We start from the raw sequence: 18,110 nt of genomic DNA on the forward strand, positions 1-18,110 counted from the left end.
ACGTTTGGAGGTGGAAGAGATGAGTGAGAACAGCCTGAATCCCGAAGAGAAGGGGCAAGAAGAAAAGGAAAAGCAGGCACAGACTCCAGCAGAGCACCGTGGCCGGAAACAGCAGCGATTAAAGCAGCTCTACCCGAAACCACAGCAGACCACGCTTCAATGCATTCATGACCGCTCCCTGAAGGCTGTTGTCATCGGTCTTGGTTACGTGGGTCTGCCGATGGCCGTTGAGATGGCACAGTCCGGTTACCAGGTGCACGGTATTGATATTGATGCAGGCAAAGTGGCAAAGCTCCGCGCAGGCCATTCGTATATTATTGGCATTGAAGATGAGGTGCTTCAAACGCTGCTGGAAGCGAATTTGTTGACAGCAGGCACAGATTATGCGGCAGTCGCTGATGCGGATGTCATTGTCATCTGTGTACCGACTCCGTTAACGGATGCACATCAGCCGGATATATCTTATATTTCATCAGCTGTGGGGGGCATGACCCCCTATCTTCAGATGGGTTGCCTTGTCATTCTGGAGAGCACCACGTATCCAGGCACAACGGAAGAGCATGTGAAACAGCCTTTAGAAGCAGCACGCGGCTGGACAGCAGGTGAACATTTCTATGTCTGTTATTCTCCAGAGCGGGTCGATCCGGGCAGTGTGCATTATGGTGTGAAAAACACCCCCAAAATCATCGGCGGTTCGACTCCCGCCTGCCTAAGCTATGGGTCGCAGTTCTACGGCTCGTTTCTGAACGAGGTCGTGCCTGTAAGCTCGACAACCGTTGCCGAGACAGCCAAACTGTTCGAAAATACGTTTCGTAGCGTAAACATTGCACTAGTTAATGAGTTGACCCCGGCCTGCGAGCAGATGGGCGTGAACATCTGGGAAGTGCTGCAAGCGGCGGCAACGAAGCCGTTTGGATATATGCCGTTTTATCCTGGGCCGGGCATTGGCGGGCACTGCATTCCGATTGATCCGATCTATCTGTCCTGGGCGGCTAATCGTCAGGGATCGGAGCTGCGGTTCATTGAGCTCGCAGACGCGACCAACAGACAGATGCCGCAGCATGTGGTTCAGCGTGCAGCAGCCTTGCTGGAGCAGCGCGGCCATTCTATTCGTGGTGCCCGCGTTGTACTGGCGGGTATGGCGTACAAAAAAGACATTGACGACCTGCGCGAATCGCCGGCGCTCGACGTCTTCCGGCTGCTGCGTGCAGCGGGCGCCGACGTTGTTTTCACCGATCCGATGGTGCCCGTATTCCGTCAGGATGATGGTTCAATGCTTCAGTCCCGGCCAGCTTCGCCCGAATTATGGACATGGGCTGATCTCGTGATCATCACAACAGACCACTCCACGTTTGATTACCAGGAGATGGCAGATCATGCACCTTTGATTTTTGATACACGCAACGCTACGGCCGGATGCCGCGGAGACAACATCGTTGTGCTCGGTCAGCCTGAGCGGCAAGACCGAGGGACAGCACAGAGCTTTGGGCAGGAGAAGGGTACTGGAGGGGAAGCGGGAGATAACTATGGCGAATCATGACCGGGTGAACGAACGTTATTACGGGGAGATTAATTCCGAAGATTCTCATGAAGCGACGAGGACCCGTGTACACTGGATGTGCCGGGAGACCACAGGCAAACGTATTCTGGATGTGGGATGCAGTCAGGGAATTACGTCTATTTTGTTGGGGCGTGAAGGGTTTCGTGTGACAGGTGTGGATCTGGAGGAGGAAAGCATTCGCTATGCGCAGGAGGAACTGGCTAAAGAATCAAAACCTGTCCGCAACCATGTAGATTTCCGCATGCTGGACATCACGCAATGGAAGGCGAGAACAACGTTTGACACCGTACTGCTGGGAGAAGTGCTGGAGCATTTTGCGCATCCGGAGACACTGCTGCTGCAGATTCATCGTCTGCTCGTAGAGGAAGGTACACTCATCGTGACCGTTCCCTACGGCTACCATCCATTCTACGATCATAAACAGACGTTCTATGCGAGTAATCTGGCGATGTGTTTGATCCCGTATTTTGAAGTAATGAAACTGGAAGTTCATCATAAATATCTATGTTGTGTGGCGCGTAAACGGCAGAAAATACAGCTCGACGTAAAACCTCCTCTGAGCCAGGTGCTGGATTGGATGAAGCTGGATCATACCCATTTTGAAGAGGTAGAGCAGCAGCATCTGCGTTCCATGAAACAGCGTAAAAAAGCGCTGGACAGTGCCGTGGAACAACTGAGACGGTTACGTCAGGGGAATGAGGAAGTGTAGCGCAATAAGCTTGAGGAATGACCCTGGAAGGAATTAAAGGGGATGTATCAATAGTAAGAGAAAGGGAGCAAGCAGGAGAGCAGCAGGGAATGGTAGTTGGCGAGCCGATGAGTAGGTAAGTTGGAGAGCAAGAATGAATAGTAGCTAACGGGACAGTGAGTAAGAAAGTGGAAAAGCAAAAATGAATAGTAGTTAGTGGGACAGTAAGTAAGTAAGTAAGTAAGTAAGTAAGTAAGTAAGTAAGTAAACCGGAAGAGCAAGAATGAATGGAAGCCAAGCGTGAGCAGGCGAGTAAGAAGAAAAAGAGCACGAGTGAAAGAGAGCAGAAGAGAATGAAAGGTAGTGAGCATACAAGAGAGTAAGGGAGTAAGTGAAGGAGTTAGTGATCAATGTGAGTAAACGGAAGAGCAAAAATGAATGGGAGCTAGTATGGGCAAGTGATCAAGAAGAAAAGGAGTACGAGAGAAAGAGAAAAAGAGCGCAGATGAGTATGGGAGTTTAATGAGCATACAATAGAGTAAGGGAGTAAGTGAAGGAGTTAGTGATCAATGTGAGTAAACGGAAGAGCAAAAATGAATGGGAGCTAGTATAGGCAAGTGATCAAGAAGAAAAGGAGTACGAGAGAAAGAGAGAAAGAGCGCAGATGAGTATGGGAGTTTAATGAGCATACAATAGAGTAAAAGAGTAAGTGAAGGAATTGGCAGGTAAGTAAGCGGGAGACTAAGGGACTACGAGAGTAATTGCATTTTAACGATTCCCAGACACCTTATTTGTGCCATTTTGCATGGTTGAAAATTGTAACGATTCCTAGTGACGCTATTTCATGAAAATCAGGCAAAATGTCCTGAATTTACACATGAAATGAGAGAATAGCGTTTCTCAGAATCGTTACATTTTTAAAATGCCTGAAATGTATGAAATAGCGTCATCTGGAATCGTTAGCCGCTGCAGGGAGGGCTTGATACGTGATCACCATCAGTTTATGTATGATTGTGAAGAACGAGGAACGCACACTGGCGCGATGTCTGGATTCGGCAGCTGGCATTGCAGATGAGATCATCGTTCTGGATACGGGTTCGTCGGATCGAACGATGGAGATTGCCGCGACGTACACTGACCGGGTATACACGTATGCGTGGAACGAGGACTTTGCCGCGGCGCGGAATGAGTCATTCGCTAGAGCCACCCAGGAGTATATCCTGTGGCTCGATGCGGATGATGTGCTGCTGCCCGCGGAACGGGCGAAGCTTGCGGCGTTAAAGGAGCAGCTGCCGTCCGGAGGTAAGACGGCGGGTGTGATTATGGGTTATACGCTGGCCGAGGGGCCGGAGGGAAGTCCGCTGGTGGCGGACCGCCGGCTTCGCCTGGTCAAGCGGGATGCCGGGTGCCGCTGGCATGGCCGGCTGCACGAGCAGCTGCGCTTCCCGCAAGGCGAGGTCATTACGGCAGATATTGCCGTCACACATCGCCGCGAGGCGGGGAACCATTCGGCGCGAAATGTGCGCATCCTGCGCAAATGGATCGCCGAAGAGGGCATAGCCCAGGGACGCCTGCTATTTTATTATGCAGGCGAATGTTATGACCGCCAGCGCTATGCGGCGGCGGCACGCGGTTACGCGAAGCTGCTGGAGCAGCCCAGCGGTTACCGCGAGGACCGGCTCATTGCCTGCGCAAGGCTGGCGGAATGTTATGAGCGGCTTGGCGAGCCGGGCCGCAAGCTGGGCGCACTGCTGCAGTCGTTCCGGTTCGACCTGCCGCATGCCGATTTCTGCTGCGCGATTGCCTCCTGCTTCCATGAACGGCAGGAAGTGATCTCCGCCATCTACTGGTACATGCAGGCGGTGGATGTGAGCAGCCGCGATCCGGGTCTGCGCCCCGTACCGGCGGCCTGCCGGACCTGGCTGCCGCATGCCCGGCTCTCGATCTGTTATGCGCATCTGGGCAACTGGGAGCAGTCGCTGCGCCACAACAGCAAAGCGCGTGAATACCTGCCGAATGATCCGGGGCTGCTGGACAATCGCCAGAAGCTTGAAGCTGTGATCCGCAAGCAGAGGAAAGAACAGGAGCTATAGAGTTAAGCCACCGTATTCCTGATTCCGAATATGAGGCCAGACATAAAATCAACCCCGTTCAACCGAGAGAATCGGTAAACGGGGCTGGTTTTATTTTTTCACAAATAAATAGCTTTGGTTGCAAGAGGTGTAAACGATCGAATTATTTCAATGTCTTCACATTTTCAGGTGTGAGGCATCGCACGTACTGACCCGTTGTGCGCCAGCTTTTGCAGGCCCAGCCCCGGCCATCATAGATTTCTTCATCAATATTTAATGTAACCGTTTCGTTGGTGTACTTGCTCCAGTTCTCGATCCGCAGGGTGTGATCATTCTCCCATTCGAGGTGATTGTTTCCGTGAAACTCCGTACGATATATACTTTTAGCACTAGTAGTGTCCGCATCCCCTGTTTTCCTCACGTCAACCCAGATCGTTACTCCACCTGCCGCGCCGCCATAGGGAACCCCGTATAGCTCAGCAATATACTCCCCGTTTCGTGAAGGCATTGAGTAGCTCAGATCACCTTCACCAGACCGATCAAAGGTAGAGAGATAAGGACGAAGTGTGAAGAAAAGCGTTAAAGCAAGCGCAGGCACCACTAACATTGCGATCCCTACCGATGCGAGGGGATGCCTGCGTATCCAGGATTTACGGGTGGTCATAGGAGATAAATCCGACCTTTCGTTCATATTTTTAGTCATAACATTGCACCTTCCATTTTGGAGCTTTGTTCAGAGCACAGCTTGTTTCGCAGGGATATAGATGTCGAGTTCGCCGTAATGCTCCTCTGCCAGACTGCCATCGATTCGTTCAAAATAATAAGCATCACTCTTGACGTATCCTGAATGGCTCTGCCAGTATTCATCGATAAACGTCCACACACTATCCAGATGATCAATGTTGATCAAACTCGGGTGGAAGTCACATACAAACTTGAACACCGCATATTGATTGGCAGGTACTTCTATACCGTTTAGCCCCTCCGGGATCTGTTCCAGGCTGGTTACTTCGATCGATGGCTGATATGTACTGTGATGATCCTTGATTTCATTCGTAAGTCCGATGTATACGTTCGGGTACAGCACGTTGGGAATCCTGTCAGCATATTCTTCATAAAAATGGTTGCCCGCCGAATTGGCTTCATACGTTTCCTCGTTGTCCACATATCGAATGCGGGATTGCACACCGATCAGCTTCATTGCAGGTTTGCGTACATATACAGGCTTGAAAATATACCCATATGGAAGCAGCGTAATCATGGATGAGGTCATACGGGCAGTGAATTGTAGATCCCCCGCACCTTGTTTACGATACTGCAGAGGTGTAATACCGAACGCCTGCTTGAAAGCCCGAATATAGGACTGCTCATGTTCAAAAGAATAATGCCCGCTAATATCGATGATTTTCCAATTCAGATCCACCAATTGCTCCAGACTGCGGGCTAATTTGCGGGAGCGAATGTATTCCCCCGGCAGCTGTCCGCTGGCATGTTTAAACATGCGATGCAGATGGAACTTGGAGATATGGGTCACGGATGCCAGGTGATCAAGTGTTAATTTTTCGTGGATATGCTCCTCGATATAGTCAAACAACGTATCTAATGTCTGCAGCAGATCTTGTTGCATAGCTAATCTCCTTGTATTGTCCTGATTTAATGAGTACAGCAAGAAATGTTCATTTTTTCCTTATCACTGATGATATCATAACCAAGTATTTAATTTAACGACAAGATTGGAGTCATCAAGCATGTTAGTCGAGCAAAGCATATCAGAACCCAAAACGTATCGTCCTATCAAAATACTAATACGGTTATGGTCCTTGACCGGAACCTATCGATGGTTTGTCCTCCCGCTACTAATCGCTGCCTTGGTCGCTTCACTGGTGGAAGTAGGTTATCTCGAATCGATCCGCAGATTAGTTAAAGGGGCTTCCGAGTCCCAGTTTTCTCTCATCTATTCTGGGCTGTTGATCGGTGTATCCATTGTGGTGCTCCGTATCGTTGTAACCGTATTCACGACGTGGACCGAGACGGCATTTCAGCAAAAAACACAAGTATCTATTCAATCCAGGCTGCTGCACTCCCTTGGGCAGACAAACACACAAGAGCTGGCGAAGTATCATACCGGGGATCTCACCTCCAGAGTGTGGACTTCGGCAGCAGAGGCACAGAAGGGCATTAATCAGCACGGGATTGAACTTGCCAAAAACATCATTCAATTGCTTCTCTCTTTTGCTTATTTCAGCTGGGTGAACCTGCCGCTGACGTTAGCGATTATTGCATTTACGTTAATCTACCCTCTAGTGACCGTAGGGCTGGGGAAAAAACTGCAGCGCGAGCATGACCAGATGCATGCAAGCGAGGCATCGCGAGATGAGCTGCTGACGGATGTGATTCATGCCCCTGTGGAGATCCGCAGCTATGGACTTGCAGGTTATGTACAGCAGCTTTTTCAGCAACGAATGCATCGGGTATTCAAACAGGCGATGTCGGTATCTGTGATACAGCGTTTGTCGGAGGCAGCCGGGCGGGTTTCCACCTATGGCGGGATGATCCTCATTCTGTATCTTGGTGGCATGCAGGTGCTGCAGGGGCAGATGGATGTGGGGGGCCTTGCGGCTTTTCTGGTGGCAAGCAGCCAGCTGACACGTCCGATCGAAGCATTGTCGGGATTATGGAACCAGGTCATCGGCTCAGCGTCCCATGCAGCCCGTATGTTTGAAATATTGGATTTGGTAAAAAAGAAACCAGCTGCTGCTTCGCCGCAGCACATGTTGAAGAAGGGGAGTGTCCGTGTAGAACAGGTGTCCTACAGATATTCAGAGCAGGAAGAAGTGTTATCTAATATTTCTTTTACAGCGGCAAAAGGTGAATTAACGGTCATTACCGGGCCAAGTGGCTGCGGAAAGACCACATTATTGAAGATGATCGCCGGAGTATATGAGCCTGAGAGCGGCTCCATTGAGTTTGGGCATGTGAGTGGTTTGAAGGAGCGGGACGATTCCGACCTTTTGCCCGAAAAGCAAAACACAGATACAAAGCCGATTTATGTTCCTCAACAAGCCTTTGTATTCTTAGGGACCGTAGAGGAAAATCTCGTATTTGGAGCGGAAGGGTTATCTACCGAAGAAGTACAGCTTGCCGCTCATATGACTCATGTGCACAAAGCCATTTTGCGCCAGGCAGGCGGATACGAGACGCAGCTTCAGCCACAAGGTGGTCCTATGTCCGGCGGAGAGCTCCAGCGGATCAGCCTTGCCAGAGCAGTGCTGCGCAAACCTGAAATCCTGCTGCTGGATGAACCAACCTCATCACAAGACCCGTGGCATGAGCAGCAGTTGAATCTGTTGTTTAGCGGATTAGCTGCGGAGCATGGAACAACGATTATCGCGGTTACCCATCGACTGTCTTTGCTTGAGCGCGCGGATCAGGTGATCTGTATGCAGGATGGACAGATTGTTGATATCGGTACTCATCTTGAACTGCTTGAACGTACGAATGGTTACCATGCCTGTATTATGGAGCAGGAGGACAAGGTGATATAGATTTCGGAAGTAGCGAGACGGGAAGAGAGTAAGCGGAAGAGAAACTGGAGGACGACATGGCACGACAATATAAAGATAAACCAGAAGCTGACCAGATCCATGTAGCTGAAACAGATGAACAACAAGATGTGCCAGAAACTCAACAATCAGCACAACGAGAAGCTCAACAAAAAGTTCAACAAGGAGTACCGCAAGAATTACCGAAAGAAGTACAACAAGAGCCAGCAGATAAACAGCACGTCAAAGTGTTGATATCAGAAGATCGTGAGAAGATCGAAGACGGAGAGCATGACCACCTGGGAGAAGACCAGGCAGAGATTAAGGTTGAACCGGTGTCTTTACGAAAGGTATGGCCAGTTATTGCGCGCTTTATGAAGCCATACAAATGGGCAGTCATCATCATGATTCTTTTTATGGCAGCGGATGCTGTGTTTGACTGGGGACTTGCTTTTGTACAGGGATTTTTCGTGGATGCCATTCATGATGGGGGACAGGAGAAGCTGAATGAAACAGCAGTAACTTTTGTTGCGGTGCTGATTGGATTTATTGTACTGCTGGGGATGCATCGTTATGTGCTGGTACGGCTCAAGGAATCGATGCACAGAGACATGTCGATGAGCCTGCTCCAGCTGTTAAACCGGATGCCCTACGCCTGGGTACGCAGACAGAAGTCCGGGGACGTACTGCTGCGAATCAAGGAAGATACCAGGCATGGTGCAGAAGTTGTGGAAGCACTTGCCGAAGGGGTTACAGTCATATTTATTATCGCGCTGTCGCTCGGATATTTGTACCGTGCTGATGCATGGGTCGCCGGGATTGCGATTGTCAGTGCGGCTGTAATCTGGTTTACGGCCAGATTGTACGATCAGCGAATTGTATGTTTGTCAGATGAAGTGGAATCATTGGAGGGGGAGTCACAGCAGCAGATTCAGCAATACATGGATGGAATTCCTGTGATTCAGGCTTACGCTGCTTCGCCCTGGTTTCTTGGACGCTTTCGTACGCAGCAGCAATCACTGAATCGTGTTCAAGCGAAGCTTCAAATGACTCTGAGCATGTCAGATAATGTGGCGATGGCTATATTCGGGCTGGCGCAGCTGGCAGCGTTATTCCTGATCGCATTAGCAGCGGCTAGGGGTGCTTTGTCCCCAGGTATGGTCGTTGCAAGCAGCCTGCTATTCGAGCTTGTAGTCTGGCCTGTGCTAGGCCTATCCAGCCAGTGGAGCCAGATGCAGGCGAGCATGGGGGCATTTGCGCGGATTCTGACATGGTTGAACCTGAACCAGCGAATGGGAGCAGAAGCGGCTAATCCAGAACAAGAAAACGCACAACCTGGAAGCACGCTAGCCAATAATCCGTCCATCCTTACACTTCAGCAGGTAACGGTATGTGATGAGAGCAGTGGCCGGACCATTCTGGATCAAATTACACTGGACCTGGTTCCGGGTGAACTGGTGGCGCTGGTGGGAGCCAGTGGATCAGGCAAATCAACCTTGTGTCAAGTATGTGCGGGGCTGATTAAGCCAGCGGTTGGACGAGTGATGCTTGGCAGCGAGGACATGGAGCAGATCGTGAGGAGGGATAATTCATCCCGCCTGACGTATATGCCACAGACGCCGGCTTTTTTTACAGGTACGATTGAAGAAAATATTCGACTGGGCGGCAAGGCTGGATTAAATGAGGTGAGACTTGCAGCAGAACGGGCGGGATTGCATGCATTTATTGAATCCCAGGAGGGACAGTACGATGCGATGCTGCAAGAAAAGGGAGCGAACCTGTCGGGGGGACAGCGCCAACGCTTGTCACTTGCCCGGCTGCTGCTGAGAAACTCAGATATATATATTCTGGACGAACCGACATCATCACTGGATAATCAGACAGAGCAGCAAGTCATGCAGCAGCTTCGCCGTTTCGTGCAAGAAAAAACAGGTCTGCTGGTGACTCACCGCATGGATATTGCCCGTCAGTGCTCCCGCATTCTGGTGATGGAAGAGGGGCGGATCGCCGAGGATGGTACACATGAACAGCTGATGCAGCAGAAAGGTTTGTACTATCGAATGAACGTCAACGGTGCGGCTGCCGCAGAATGAAGGAATATAGAAAATGTGTTGCCTCCGTGTCATATAATAATTAACAACAAGCAACCGTTAGTCCTGAATCGGGCAAACGGTTGTTTTGCTTGACGCAAAAGTTATAAGAACTTGCTGCAAACGGAAACTTTTTATCTTTCAGCATCGTTAAGCTAATGAATATCTTCAAGAAATGGAGGATAAATATGAAAAAGAAACCATTCATCAAGTACATCTCAGTGTTCATCGCAGCTTTGTTGTTGTTAACGAATCTTATACAAGGAGTTAGTGCTGCTGAATCTGTTAGCGAGACGCCAACATTTTTCAACAAATCAGCCCTAAAACAAGGGACATTTGGTTTTGCCAATCTGGAGGGAACGAAGCTGTTGGTGGATTACCCGCAGGAGCAGGAATTGAATTGGTCACAGTTCAACGTTGCCGTTGGGCACAATGGACAGCGACTCCTGATCAAATTAAAGGGCAAACAAAAAGAAACAGACGAAAATAACGGGAGACAGACAGCCTATAATTTTGATCAGCTGGGTGGTTTAATTTATGAGGTCATTGGGGGCAAGGCGGAGTCTAATGAAACTTATTTTATAGTAAAGGATTCTGCCCTGACAGATCGTATGTTGCTTGAATTAACTTCGATGAACAAGAAAAAGCCAACTTCAAAGATGAAGTCAGAGATCACCAAGCTGAAAAATCGTGCGGTAAAAAATCTTTACCCTTTACAAAATATTAAGGAAATCGGAAATGTATATTTAGTTGAGTACAAACCAAAAGGGAAAGACATGTTAGCAAGCCTGGCTGTATTAACATCCGATGGATGGGTATTTAAGGACTACCCTGCGAAGTTCAGTGACAATAGTGCCTGGCGTGTTGATGACGGGGGAAGCATTACACCGGATATGTTCTCATTTACCTTTGCTGCCCGTTCACAGCAGGGTTTTATCATTGGTGTGCAATGGCTGGGTGCAGAGGGGGAAAGCACATCGTTTTTAGAATATACACAAGCGAAGAAAGGCAAGAACGGAAAGAAAGCGAAGTTATCCGAGCTTGATGTCAGGTACAGTCGGTACATGATGCCAATCTAAAAAACGGAAAGCAGCCGTTTATCCTGAATGGGATGAACGGTTGTTTTGCCTGATCGGATAAGCTTCGGACGTTTTGGTGGAAAACGCGGTTGCTCATTCGGGGCTGGCCCGTTAAACTAAAGGGAGCGGCGTTTTGCTTGACGGACAAGTCATGAGAACGCCATTTTGTTGTCAAGGATGCGGTGAGCATGTCGTGTTCGCATGTCAGAATCGGATAGAACCAAGCTGGTGCAGGAACACCGGTGACAAGTAAGGAGTCTTTACATGAGTGTGCAAATCCCTTCTTTAGAAGAAGCGCAGGGTCTTCTGCAAAAATATTATGGATACCCCGACTTTCGCGAGGGTCAAAAAAAGATCGTCTCCAGCCTGCTCGAATATGAGGATACGCTGGGCATTATGCCAACCGGGGGCGGGAAGTCGATCTGTTACCAGATTCCCGCTTTGTTATATCCGGGGCTGACACTGGTTGTCTCCCCGTTAATTTCGTTGATGAAGGACCAGGTCGATGCGCTGACGACCGCGGGCATTGCCGCCGCTTATATTAATAGTACGTTAAGCGGCAGAGAAGTGAATGAGCGCATCCGCGCGGCGCAGCGCGGTGAGCTGAAGCTGCTCTATGTCGCGCCGGAGCGACTGGAGCTGGATTGGTTCCGCGATGAGATGGGGCAGCTGCCCATCTCCTGCGTTGCTGTGGATGAGGCCCACTGTGTGTCACAGTGGGGCCATGATTTTCGGACAAGCTACCTGGCGGTAGCGCCGTTTGTGGACAGTTTGCCGGAGCGGCCGGTGGTTGCGGCCTTTACGGCGACGGCGACGCCCGAGGTCATGGGTGACATTCTGCGGCTGCTGCGACTGCAGGACCCGCAGACGTATGTGACCGGACTTGGGCGGGATAATCTCGCGTTCAGCGTGCTGCGCGGCGAGAGCAAAAAGGATTTTGTTTTGAACTACGCGCGCGAGCATGCCAGCGAGCCAGGTATTGTATACGCCGCGACCCGTAAGGACGTGGACGATCTGCATCAGCGTCTGCTGCAGGCAGGTTTGCCGGCAGGGCGCTATCATGCAGGCATGACGGACGATGAACGGGCCCAGAGCCAGGAACAGTTTTTGTACGATGATATCCGGGTCATGGTTGCGACCAATGCATTCGGAATGGGGATCGACAAGTCCAACGTGCGTTACGTGCTTCACTACAACATGCCGAAAAACATGGAGGCATACGTTCAGGAAGCCGGGCGTGCGGGACGGGACGGCGAGCCGAGTCAGTGCATTTTGCTGTTCGGCGCGCAGGATATTATTACCCAGAAGTTTCTGATTGAGCAGAACCCGATGGAGGGCGACCGCAAAGCCAACGATTACCGCAAGCTGCAGCAGATGGTCGATTACTGTTATACGACCCGTTGTCTGCGCAGTGCACAGCTGGATTACTTCGGTGAGGTGCACGAGGACAAGCCGTGCGGCATTTGCAGTTCTTGCACAGACGACCGTGAGCTGGTGGATATGACCATCGATGCGCAAAAAATATTCAGCTGCATCCACCGCATGCGTGAACGCTATGGGGTATCGCTGGTGGCCTCGGTGCTTAAAGGCTCTCGTGCCAAAAAAGTGCTGGACTACGGCTTCGATTCCTTGCCAACGTATGGGGTCATGGGCAACCGCACGGAGCGTGAAATTGCAGAGATCATCAACGTTATGGTATCCGAAGGTTATTTGATGTTGTCCGAGGGGCAATATCCGGTAGTGCGTTTGCAGCCGCTGGCGGTGGAAGTACTGAAGGGTCAACGCGAAGTCATGCAGCGTGTCGTACGCAAAACAGCAGCTACAGCTTCTGGTACGAACTACGGCGGACGCCGTGGACGTGATGCGATGCCTTCGGCCGTGAACGAAACGGTGTTTGAACAATTGCGCCTGATCCGGCGCGACTTGGCAGCGAAAGAGCATGTGCCGTCCTACATCATCTTCAATGATGCCACCCTGCGCGAGATGAGTGTGGTATGCCCGCAGACGGAACGTGACATGCTGAGTATCAAAGGGGTCGGTGAGGTTAAGTACCGCAAGTACGGCCTTCCGTTCCTAGAATTCTTCCAGAAGCAATCGGGTGAAGAAGTGGACACAGACGACGATGCTTTTTATGAATATGAGTGATATATGATAGTGATACGTGATACGTGATACGTGATATGTGATGAGTGATGAGTGATGAGGAAAAATGACAAGTGATATCTGATCTGTGATCGCAGACTAAAGACTGAACCTGAAGACTAAACCTAAATATTAAACCTAAAGACTAGGGCATGTCTGAAAACTCTGAAGGCGGCAGATTTTGCTGAATTTTCGTTCCAAGCCAGGAAGTTTTCCGCAGGCGTGCCGGGGCACGTCAAGGGAAAGTGACGCAGTAGGGGGCGAAAAGCGGTAAAAGATGCACTTCAGTAGATTTCAAGACACGTCCAAGATAAAAGGCTACAGTTTAGGAAAGGGAAATTAGATACAGACAGAGATATGGACAGAAACAGAAACAATTTAAATTGAGCCAAAGAAACGACATTATGCCGCTTAACGGTTCATGATCGTCAATGAGCGCTGTAATGGGGCAAGAAACCAGCCTTGGCAGGCTGCTCAATTCGAAAATAGAATGCTAACGATCCCCATAGAGCTTATTTGCCCTAAATTGGCGACATTTGAAATCTAACGATCTCCAGGAAGCTTATTTCATTCATAATCCTGAAAAATGAGCCTGATCAAGCTGATTTCAGCAGAATAGCGTTTCTTGGGATCGTTAGAATTTTCCAAAGCCCGAATATGCCGAAATAAGGCTTCTCCTGATCGTTAGCGCTCGTAGTAGTAGCAGTAGAGGATGGCAGATTTGCACTAGCGATGAGCGATGGGTGATATTTGCTAATGTGCCTGCATTGATGAGCGTATCGGAGTGGATTGTGTACATTGTTTAGTTCAACCTATATAGATCAGAAGCAAAAACGTGAACAGAAACAGAATAGAACTAGATTAGATGCAGAAATAATGAGAATTAGAATCGGAAGCACAACTAGCGGAAGTAGAAGCACAAGAAGTAGAGCTAGAACCAGAACCAGAACCAAGAACAGAACTAGATCATAAGCAGATAAAGAAGTAGAACAAGATGCCAACAAGACAAGAAGCAACACAAGTGAGCAACATAAGGAGCACAATAAGAACCAGGACCAGAAAAAAACAGAAACGGGATCAAAATCAGGATATGTATCTCATTAAATATGTCTCTATGGAGTAGACAAAGTGGGTGAGATTGTCTTTCAAAGGGTGGACATGGACGTAAAAGGTTGCTAACGAATGTTGGCACAGTATATAGTGACTTTGATGGATGGTAATCTATATATTGTGGTTTTGGTCGGGCGGAGAGTGGTATGTGTTTTTAAAAGATGTGTCCACTCTTTGAAAGACAAATTAGGGATTTGTTTATGAGACGTGGACGGTTATAGCATAAGGTTAACTTGTTATGCGAGTGCGCTGGTGCGTGATGCGCGTGCTGGTGTGAATTTGTGCAAGTGTGGCCTTAGATAGGGCTCGGACTTGCATTAGAGGTTTGTCTGAACAGCATCCGGGGGAGGATGGCTGTGGGGCTTTACTTTTCCCAAAAAAATATGGTCTGGGTGTCCAGGCAAAGGTTGTGAATCATGAAGGTAATTCTATCGACTTTGAATGCAAAGTACATCCATACCTCGCTGGCGCTGCGGTGTTTGAAGGCATACAGTGAGAAGGATTTTGATATTGAGCTCGCGGAGTATACGATCAAAGACCCGGTCATGAATATTGTGTCCGATCTGTACCAGCGCGGGGCGGATGTGATTGGGTTTTCGTGTTACATCTGGAACATTGAAGAGACGATCAAGGTGATTGATAATTTAAAAAAGGTTATGCCTGAGGTGAAAATTTTGCTGGGCGGGCCGGAGGTGTCGTACGACACCGAATATTGGATGAACCGGATTCCCAATGTCGATTTTATCGTCATGGGTGAAGGGGAAGAAACGCTGCATCAGCTGCTCACGGAGCTGGAGGGAAGTAAGAAGTTCCATTTTGTCTACGGACTGGCGTATCGCAAAGGGGAAGAGGTCATTCTCATGCCTGCGCGTCCAAAAGCCGATTTGAACGATCTGCCGTCACCGCATCGTTTTGAAGAGGATATTCCTGATCTCGGGAAACGTGTGGTTTATTTCGAGACCAGCCGGGGCTGTCCGTTTAGTTGTCAGTTCTGTCTTTCCAGTATTGAGGTTGGCGTGCGGTATTACGATATCGAGCGGACGAAGTCGGATATTCTATACCTGATTGAGAAGGGTGCGAAGCTGATCAAGTTTGTGGATCGCACGTTTAACATTAAACGGGATTATGCGATGGAGATGTTTAAATTTTTGATCGAGAATCATCAGGGTACGGTGTTTCAGTTTGAAATTACAGCTGATATCATGCGTCCTGAGGTGCTTGACTATTTGGCAGAGAATGCGCCGCCGGGTATTTTCCGTTTTGAAATCGGGGTGCAGTCTACGAATGATCCGACGAATGAACTGGTGAAGCGCCGCCAGAACTTTGCCAAGCTGAGCCGTACGGTGAACAAGGTCAAAGCCAGCGGCAAGATCGACCAGCATTTGGATTTGATCGCAGGCTTGCCGGAGGAAGATTATAATACGTTCCGCAAGACGTTTAACGATGTGTTTGCTTTGGGGCCGGAAGAGCTGCAGCTCGGATTCCTCAAAATGCTGCGCGGTACGGGTCTGCGTCTGGATGCAGACAAATACAACTATACGTACATGGATCACGCGCCGTATGAAATTCTGGGCAGTGACGTGCTGCCGTTCAGCGACATCGTTCGCCTGAAACGCCTGGAGGATGTGCTGGAGAAATACTGGAACGCACACCGGATGGATCATACGCTTAAGTATTTGATGGAGCAGGAGTTTGATTCGCCGTTTGATTTCTTCCAGGCGTTTGGCGATTACTGGGAGGGTCAGGGCTGGCAGAAGATTGGTCACCAGCTGGAGGATTTGTTTACTCGTCTGCACAGCTTCCTAGAGTCCCGGAACACGCCGCATATGGATATCGTGCTGGGCCTGATGAAGCTCGATTATTTCCTCGGTCACAAGTACAAGCCGCGTAAAATCTGGTGGGACGATGCGCTCCAGAAGGATCAATGGGCGGGTTATATGAAAATGCTGGCTGAACGTCCAGAAGACGTTCGTCTGCCGCGTGTTGCCGGTGCCTCTGGCTCGGCATGGCTGGAAAGCAGCGGCGCAAGTGGAACGGCCGCTGCGGGAACTTCGGCGGCTGCCGGAGAGGACACTGCCGCGGATGCGGCGGGTGTGATCGGCAGCCATGGCGGGGATGCTGCGTCGCTTGCAGCGCGCGACGCGGCTCCGTCCGCCGCGGATGGAGCGGCGGACATGGGGCACGGCAGCGCTTCGCGTGCGCTGCCGATGACCTCGGCCATGACCGCACAGACGGTCATGGGTGCCCGTGCTTTCGCCGATCTGGGACTCGGCGAAAAGGAACTGCAGAAGCACGCCGTACTGGACGTGCTTCCGTTCCGGCTTGAGCGTGTGCTAGCTGGCGCCAGCCCGCTTGCCGCGAAAGGCCAAACGCTGCTGGTCGTCGTATACCAGCAGCATGAAGACCAGCAGGCGCAGTATTACACGCTGCCGCTGGGAGAAGAAGCCGCTGCCATGTAGGTGCAGCGGCCATATTTCCAAAAGCATTGGAAGATCATTGGATTCCTTTACGGGATGAAAATGATCTTCCTTTTTTATTTTCCAAATTCAATAGAACTCATATATCCAATTGAGCTGAAGGAGAATGCCGTATGAAGAACAAAACAGAAGCTGCCATCATGTTAACTAAAGGTTCGGCCGATTCACTGCATGTTCAAATTCCATATAATACGGTGCATATTCAGCGAATTCGTCAGGTAACAGGGAGAAGGTGGGAGGCTGATGCAAAACGCTGGATCATCCCCTACTCAGAGGTATCTCTTCAGGAGTTTACAAAGCACTTTGATGCGCTAGATGTAGAGATTTCCGCGGAGTTGTGGGTGGAGAGCGACATATTGAGAAACTGGAAGTTAAGTGGAGAGCAAACACAATGGAAAAGAGATGATTTGCAGCAAGCGCTGAAATTAAGAGGATACAGTCGCAAAACGATTAAAGCATACTGTAATCAGATTGAACGATTTGTGGCCAGTCTTCCTCAGATCGATACAGAAATCCGTGCATCTCATGTCCAGACATATTGTTTGAATCTGCTTGAGCGTGGAATCTCTCATTCCAGTGTTAATCAGACGATTAGTGCGATCCCATTTTATTGTAAATATGTGCTCCATCATCCTGCTGAAATTCAATACATACGCCCCAAAAAGCAGACGAAGCTGCCCAATGTCATGTCCGAAAAAGAAGTTACCCAATTACTTAAATCCGTAAATAATCTCAAGCATAAGACAATCCTGTATCTCACCTATTCGGCAGGGCTTCGTGTCGGCGAAGTCGTTCGTCTACGCTATAGTGATATGGATATTGAGCGGCAAACCATTATTGTAAGGCAGGGAAAAGGTCAGAAGGATCGGAGAACGCTTCTTTCTAATCTTGCTTGGAACATGGTGCAGAAATACATCGCAGAGTATCGACCCGATCGCTGGCTATTTCCGGGAAAAACTTCGGATCGACATCTTACCGAGCGCAGTGTGCAAAAGGTTTTTGAAGAAGCTAGACTAAAGGCCGGTATTGTAAAAAAGTGTAGCATCCATGCTTTGCGGCACTCTTTCGCCACGCATTTGCTGGAAAACGGAACAGACCTGCGCTATATACAAGAAGCTTCTTGGTCATACGAGTGCACAAACCACACAGCGATATACGCATGTGAGCACGAAAAATATCCAGCGTATTCAAAGCCCGCTGAATCGTATGGATATGGGAGATTGAGTAACTCAAACTTCTCCCTTTTTCACCAAATTTTTCTTCGCAAATATCACCCCGTAGGTTATCATATACGTAGTTCATATATTACGTTAAATGGGTGGCATTTACGAAGTACATAAATAAGATGT

General features: G+C 49.4%; 11 protein-coding genes. 9 read left to right on the forward strand and 2 right to left on the reverse strand.

The window, feature by feature from the left end; translation table 11 throughout:
- Positions 1-19: 19 nt before the first annotated feature.
- The 3 genes from ACQSGY_RS04760 (at position 20) to ACQSGY_RS04770 (ending at position 4,342) form a co-directional block, all read left to right on the forward strand.
- Positions 20-1,540, forward strand: a complete 1,521-nt coding sequence (locus tag ACQSGY_RS04760) for a nucleotide sugar dehydrogenase (protein WP_427050890.1) — start codon at positions 20-22, stop codon at positions 1,538-1,540.
- Positions 1,527-2,270, forward strand: coding sequence for a class I SAM-dependent methyltransferase (locus ACQSGY_RS04765; protein WP_427050891.1), 744 nt, complete (start codon positions 1,527-1,529; stop codon positions 2,268-2,270). Before ACQSGY_RS04760 ends, ACQSGY_RS04765 begins: the two co-directional genes overlap by 14 nt.
- Before the next feature lie 965 nt (positions 2,271-3,235).
- Positions 3,236-4,342, forward strand: coding sequence for a glycosyltransferase (locus ACQSGY_RS04770; protein WP_427050892.1), 1,107 nt, complete (start codon positions 3,236-3,238; stop codon positions 4,340-4,342).
- A gap of 142 nt (positions 4,343-4,484) precedes the next feature.
- Here the strand turns inward: ACQSGY_RS04770 and ACQSGY_RS04775 are convergent, their stop codons facing one another.
- Positions 4,485-5,024: a DUF5412 family protein gene (locus ACQSGY_RS04775; RefSeq protein ID WP_427050893.1), complete on the reverse strand. Its 540-nt coding sequence runs from the start codon at positions 5,022-5,024 to the stop codon at positions 4,485-4,487.
- Between the two features lie 30 nt (positions 5,025-5,054).
- Positions 5,055-5,948: a helix-turn-helix domain-containing protein gene (locus ACQSGY_RS04780; RefSeq protein ID WP_427050894.1), complete on the reverse strand. Its 894-nt coding sequence runs from the start codon at positions 5,946-5,948 to the stop codon at positions 5,055-5,057.
- Between the two features lie 121 nt (positions 5,949-6,069).
- On the opposite strand from ACQSGY_RS04780, the gene ACQSGY_RS04785 reads away from it, so the two are divergent.
- The 6 genes from ACQSGY_RS04785 to ACQSGY_RS04810 all read left to right on the forward strand — a co-directional run bounded on the left by ACQSGY_RS04785 (position 6,070) and on the right by ACQSGY_RS04810 (position 18,101).
- On the forward strand, positions 6,070-7,866 hold the full coding sequence (locus tag ACQSGY_RS04785) for an ABC transporter ATP-binding protein (protein ID WP_427050895.1): 1,797 nt from the start codon (positions 6,070-6,072) through the stop codon (positions 7,864-7,866).
- 56 nt (positions 7,867-7,922) lie between these two features.
- Positions 7,923-9,956 carry an ABC transporter ATP-binding protein gene (locus ACQSGY_RS04790; protein ID WP_427050896.1) on the forward strand — a complete coding sequence of 678 codons (2,034 nt, stop codon included), beginning with the start codon at positions 7,923-7,925 and terminating at the stop codon, positions 9,954-9,956.
- A 185-nt stretch (positions 9,957-10,141) separates the two neighbouring features.
- Positions 10,142-11,032, forward strand: coding sequence for a hypothetical protein (locus tag ACQSGY_RS04795; protein ID WP_427050897.1), 891 nt, complete (start codon positions 10,142-10,144; stop codon positions 11,030-11,032).
- Between the two features lie 264 nt (positions 11,033-11,296).
- Positions 11,297-13,177, forward strand: coding sequence for a DNA helicase RecQ (gene recQ, locus ACQSGY_RS04800; protein ID WP_427050898.1), 1,881 nt, complete (start codon positions 11,297-11,299; stop codon positions 13,175-13,177).
- A gap of 1,523 nt (positions 13,178-14,700) precedes the next feature.
- Positions 14,701-16,743 (forward strand): B12-binding domain-containing radical SAM protein, encoded by a 2,043-nt coding sequence (locus ACQSGY_RS04805; RefSeq protein WP_427050899.1) that lies wholly within the window; start codon positions 14,701-14,703, stop codon positions 16,741-16,743.
- 131 nt (positions 16,744-16,874) lie between these two features.
- Positions 16,875-18,101: a tyrosine-type recombinase/integrase gene (locus tag ACQSGY_RS04810; protein ID WP_427050900.1), complete on the forward strand. Its 1,227-nt coding sequence runs from the start codon at positions 16,875-16,877 to the stop codon at positions 18,099-18,101.
- Positions 18,102-18,110: the final 9 nt, after the last annotated feature.

The organism is Paenibacillus sp. TC-CSREp1 (assembly GCF_050171015.1).
Lineage (GTDB): Bacteria > Bacillota > Bacilli > Paenibacillales > Paenibacillaceae > Paenibacillus > Paenibacillus silvae.

Bases quoted from the DNA above. Each gene is read 5' to 3' on its own strand.
- ACQSGY_RS04760 (WP_427050890.1), top strand. From the start codon at position 20: ATGAGTGAGAACAGCCTGAATCCCGAAGAGAAGGGGCAAGAAGAAAAG.
- ACQSGY_RS04765 (WP_427050891.1), top strand. From the start codon at position 1,527: ATGGCGAATCATGACCGGGTGAACGAACGTTATTACGGGGAGATTAAT.
- ACQSGY_RS04775 (WP_427050893.1), bottom strand. From the start codon at position 5,024: ATGACTAAAAATATGAACGAAAGGTCGGATTTATCTCCTATGACCACC.
- ACQSGY_RS04780 (WP_427050894.1), bottom strand. From the start codon at position 5,948: ATGCAACAAGATCTGCTGCAGACATTAGATACGTTGTTTGACTATATC.
- ACQSGY_RS04785 (WP_427050895.1), top strand. From the start codon at position 6,070: ATGTTAGTCGAGCAAAGCATATCAGAACCCAAAACGTATCGTCCTATC.
- ACQSGY_RS04790 (WP_427050896.1), top strand. From the start codon at position 7,923: ATGGCACGACAATATAAAGATAAACCAGAAGCTGACCAGATCCATGTA.
- ACQSGY_RS04795 (WP_427050897.1), top strand. From the start codon at position 10,142: ATGAAAAAGAAACCATTCATCAAGTACATCTCAGTGTTCATCGCAGCT.
- recQ (WP_427050898.1), top strand. From the start codon at position 11,297: ATGAGTGTGCAAATCCCTTCTTTAGAAGAAGCGCAGGGTCTTCTGCAA.
- ACQSGY_RS04805 (WP_427050899.1), top strand. From the start codon at position 14,701: ATGAAGGTAATTCTATCGACTTTGAATGCAAAGTACATCCATACCTCG.
- ACQSGY_RS04810 (WP_427050900.1), top strand. From the start codon at position 16,875: ATGAAGAACAAAACAGAAGCTGCCATCATGTTAACTAAAGGTTCGGCC.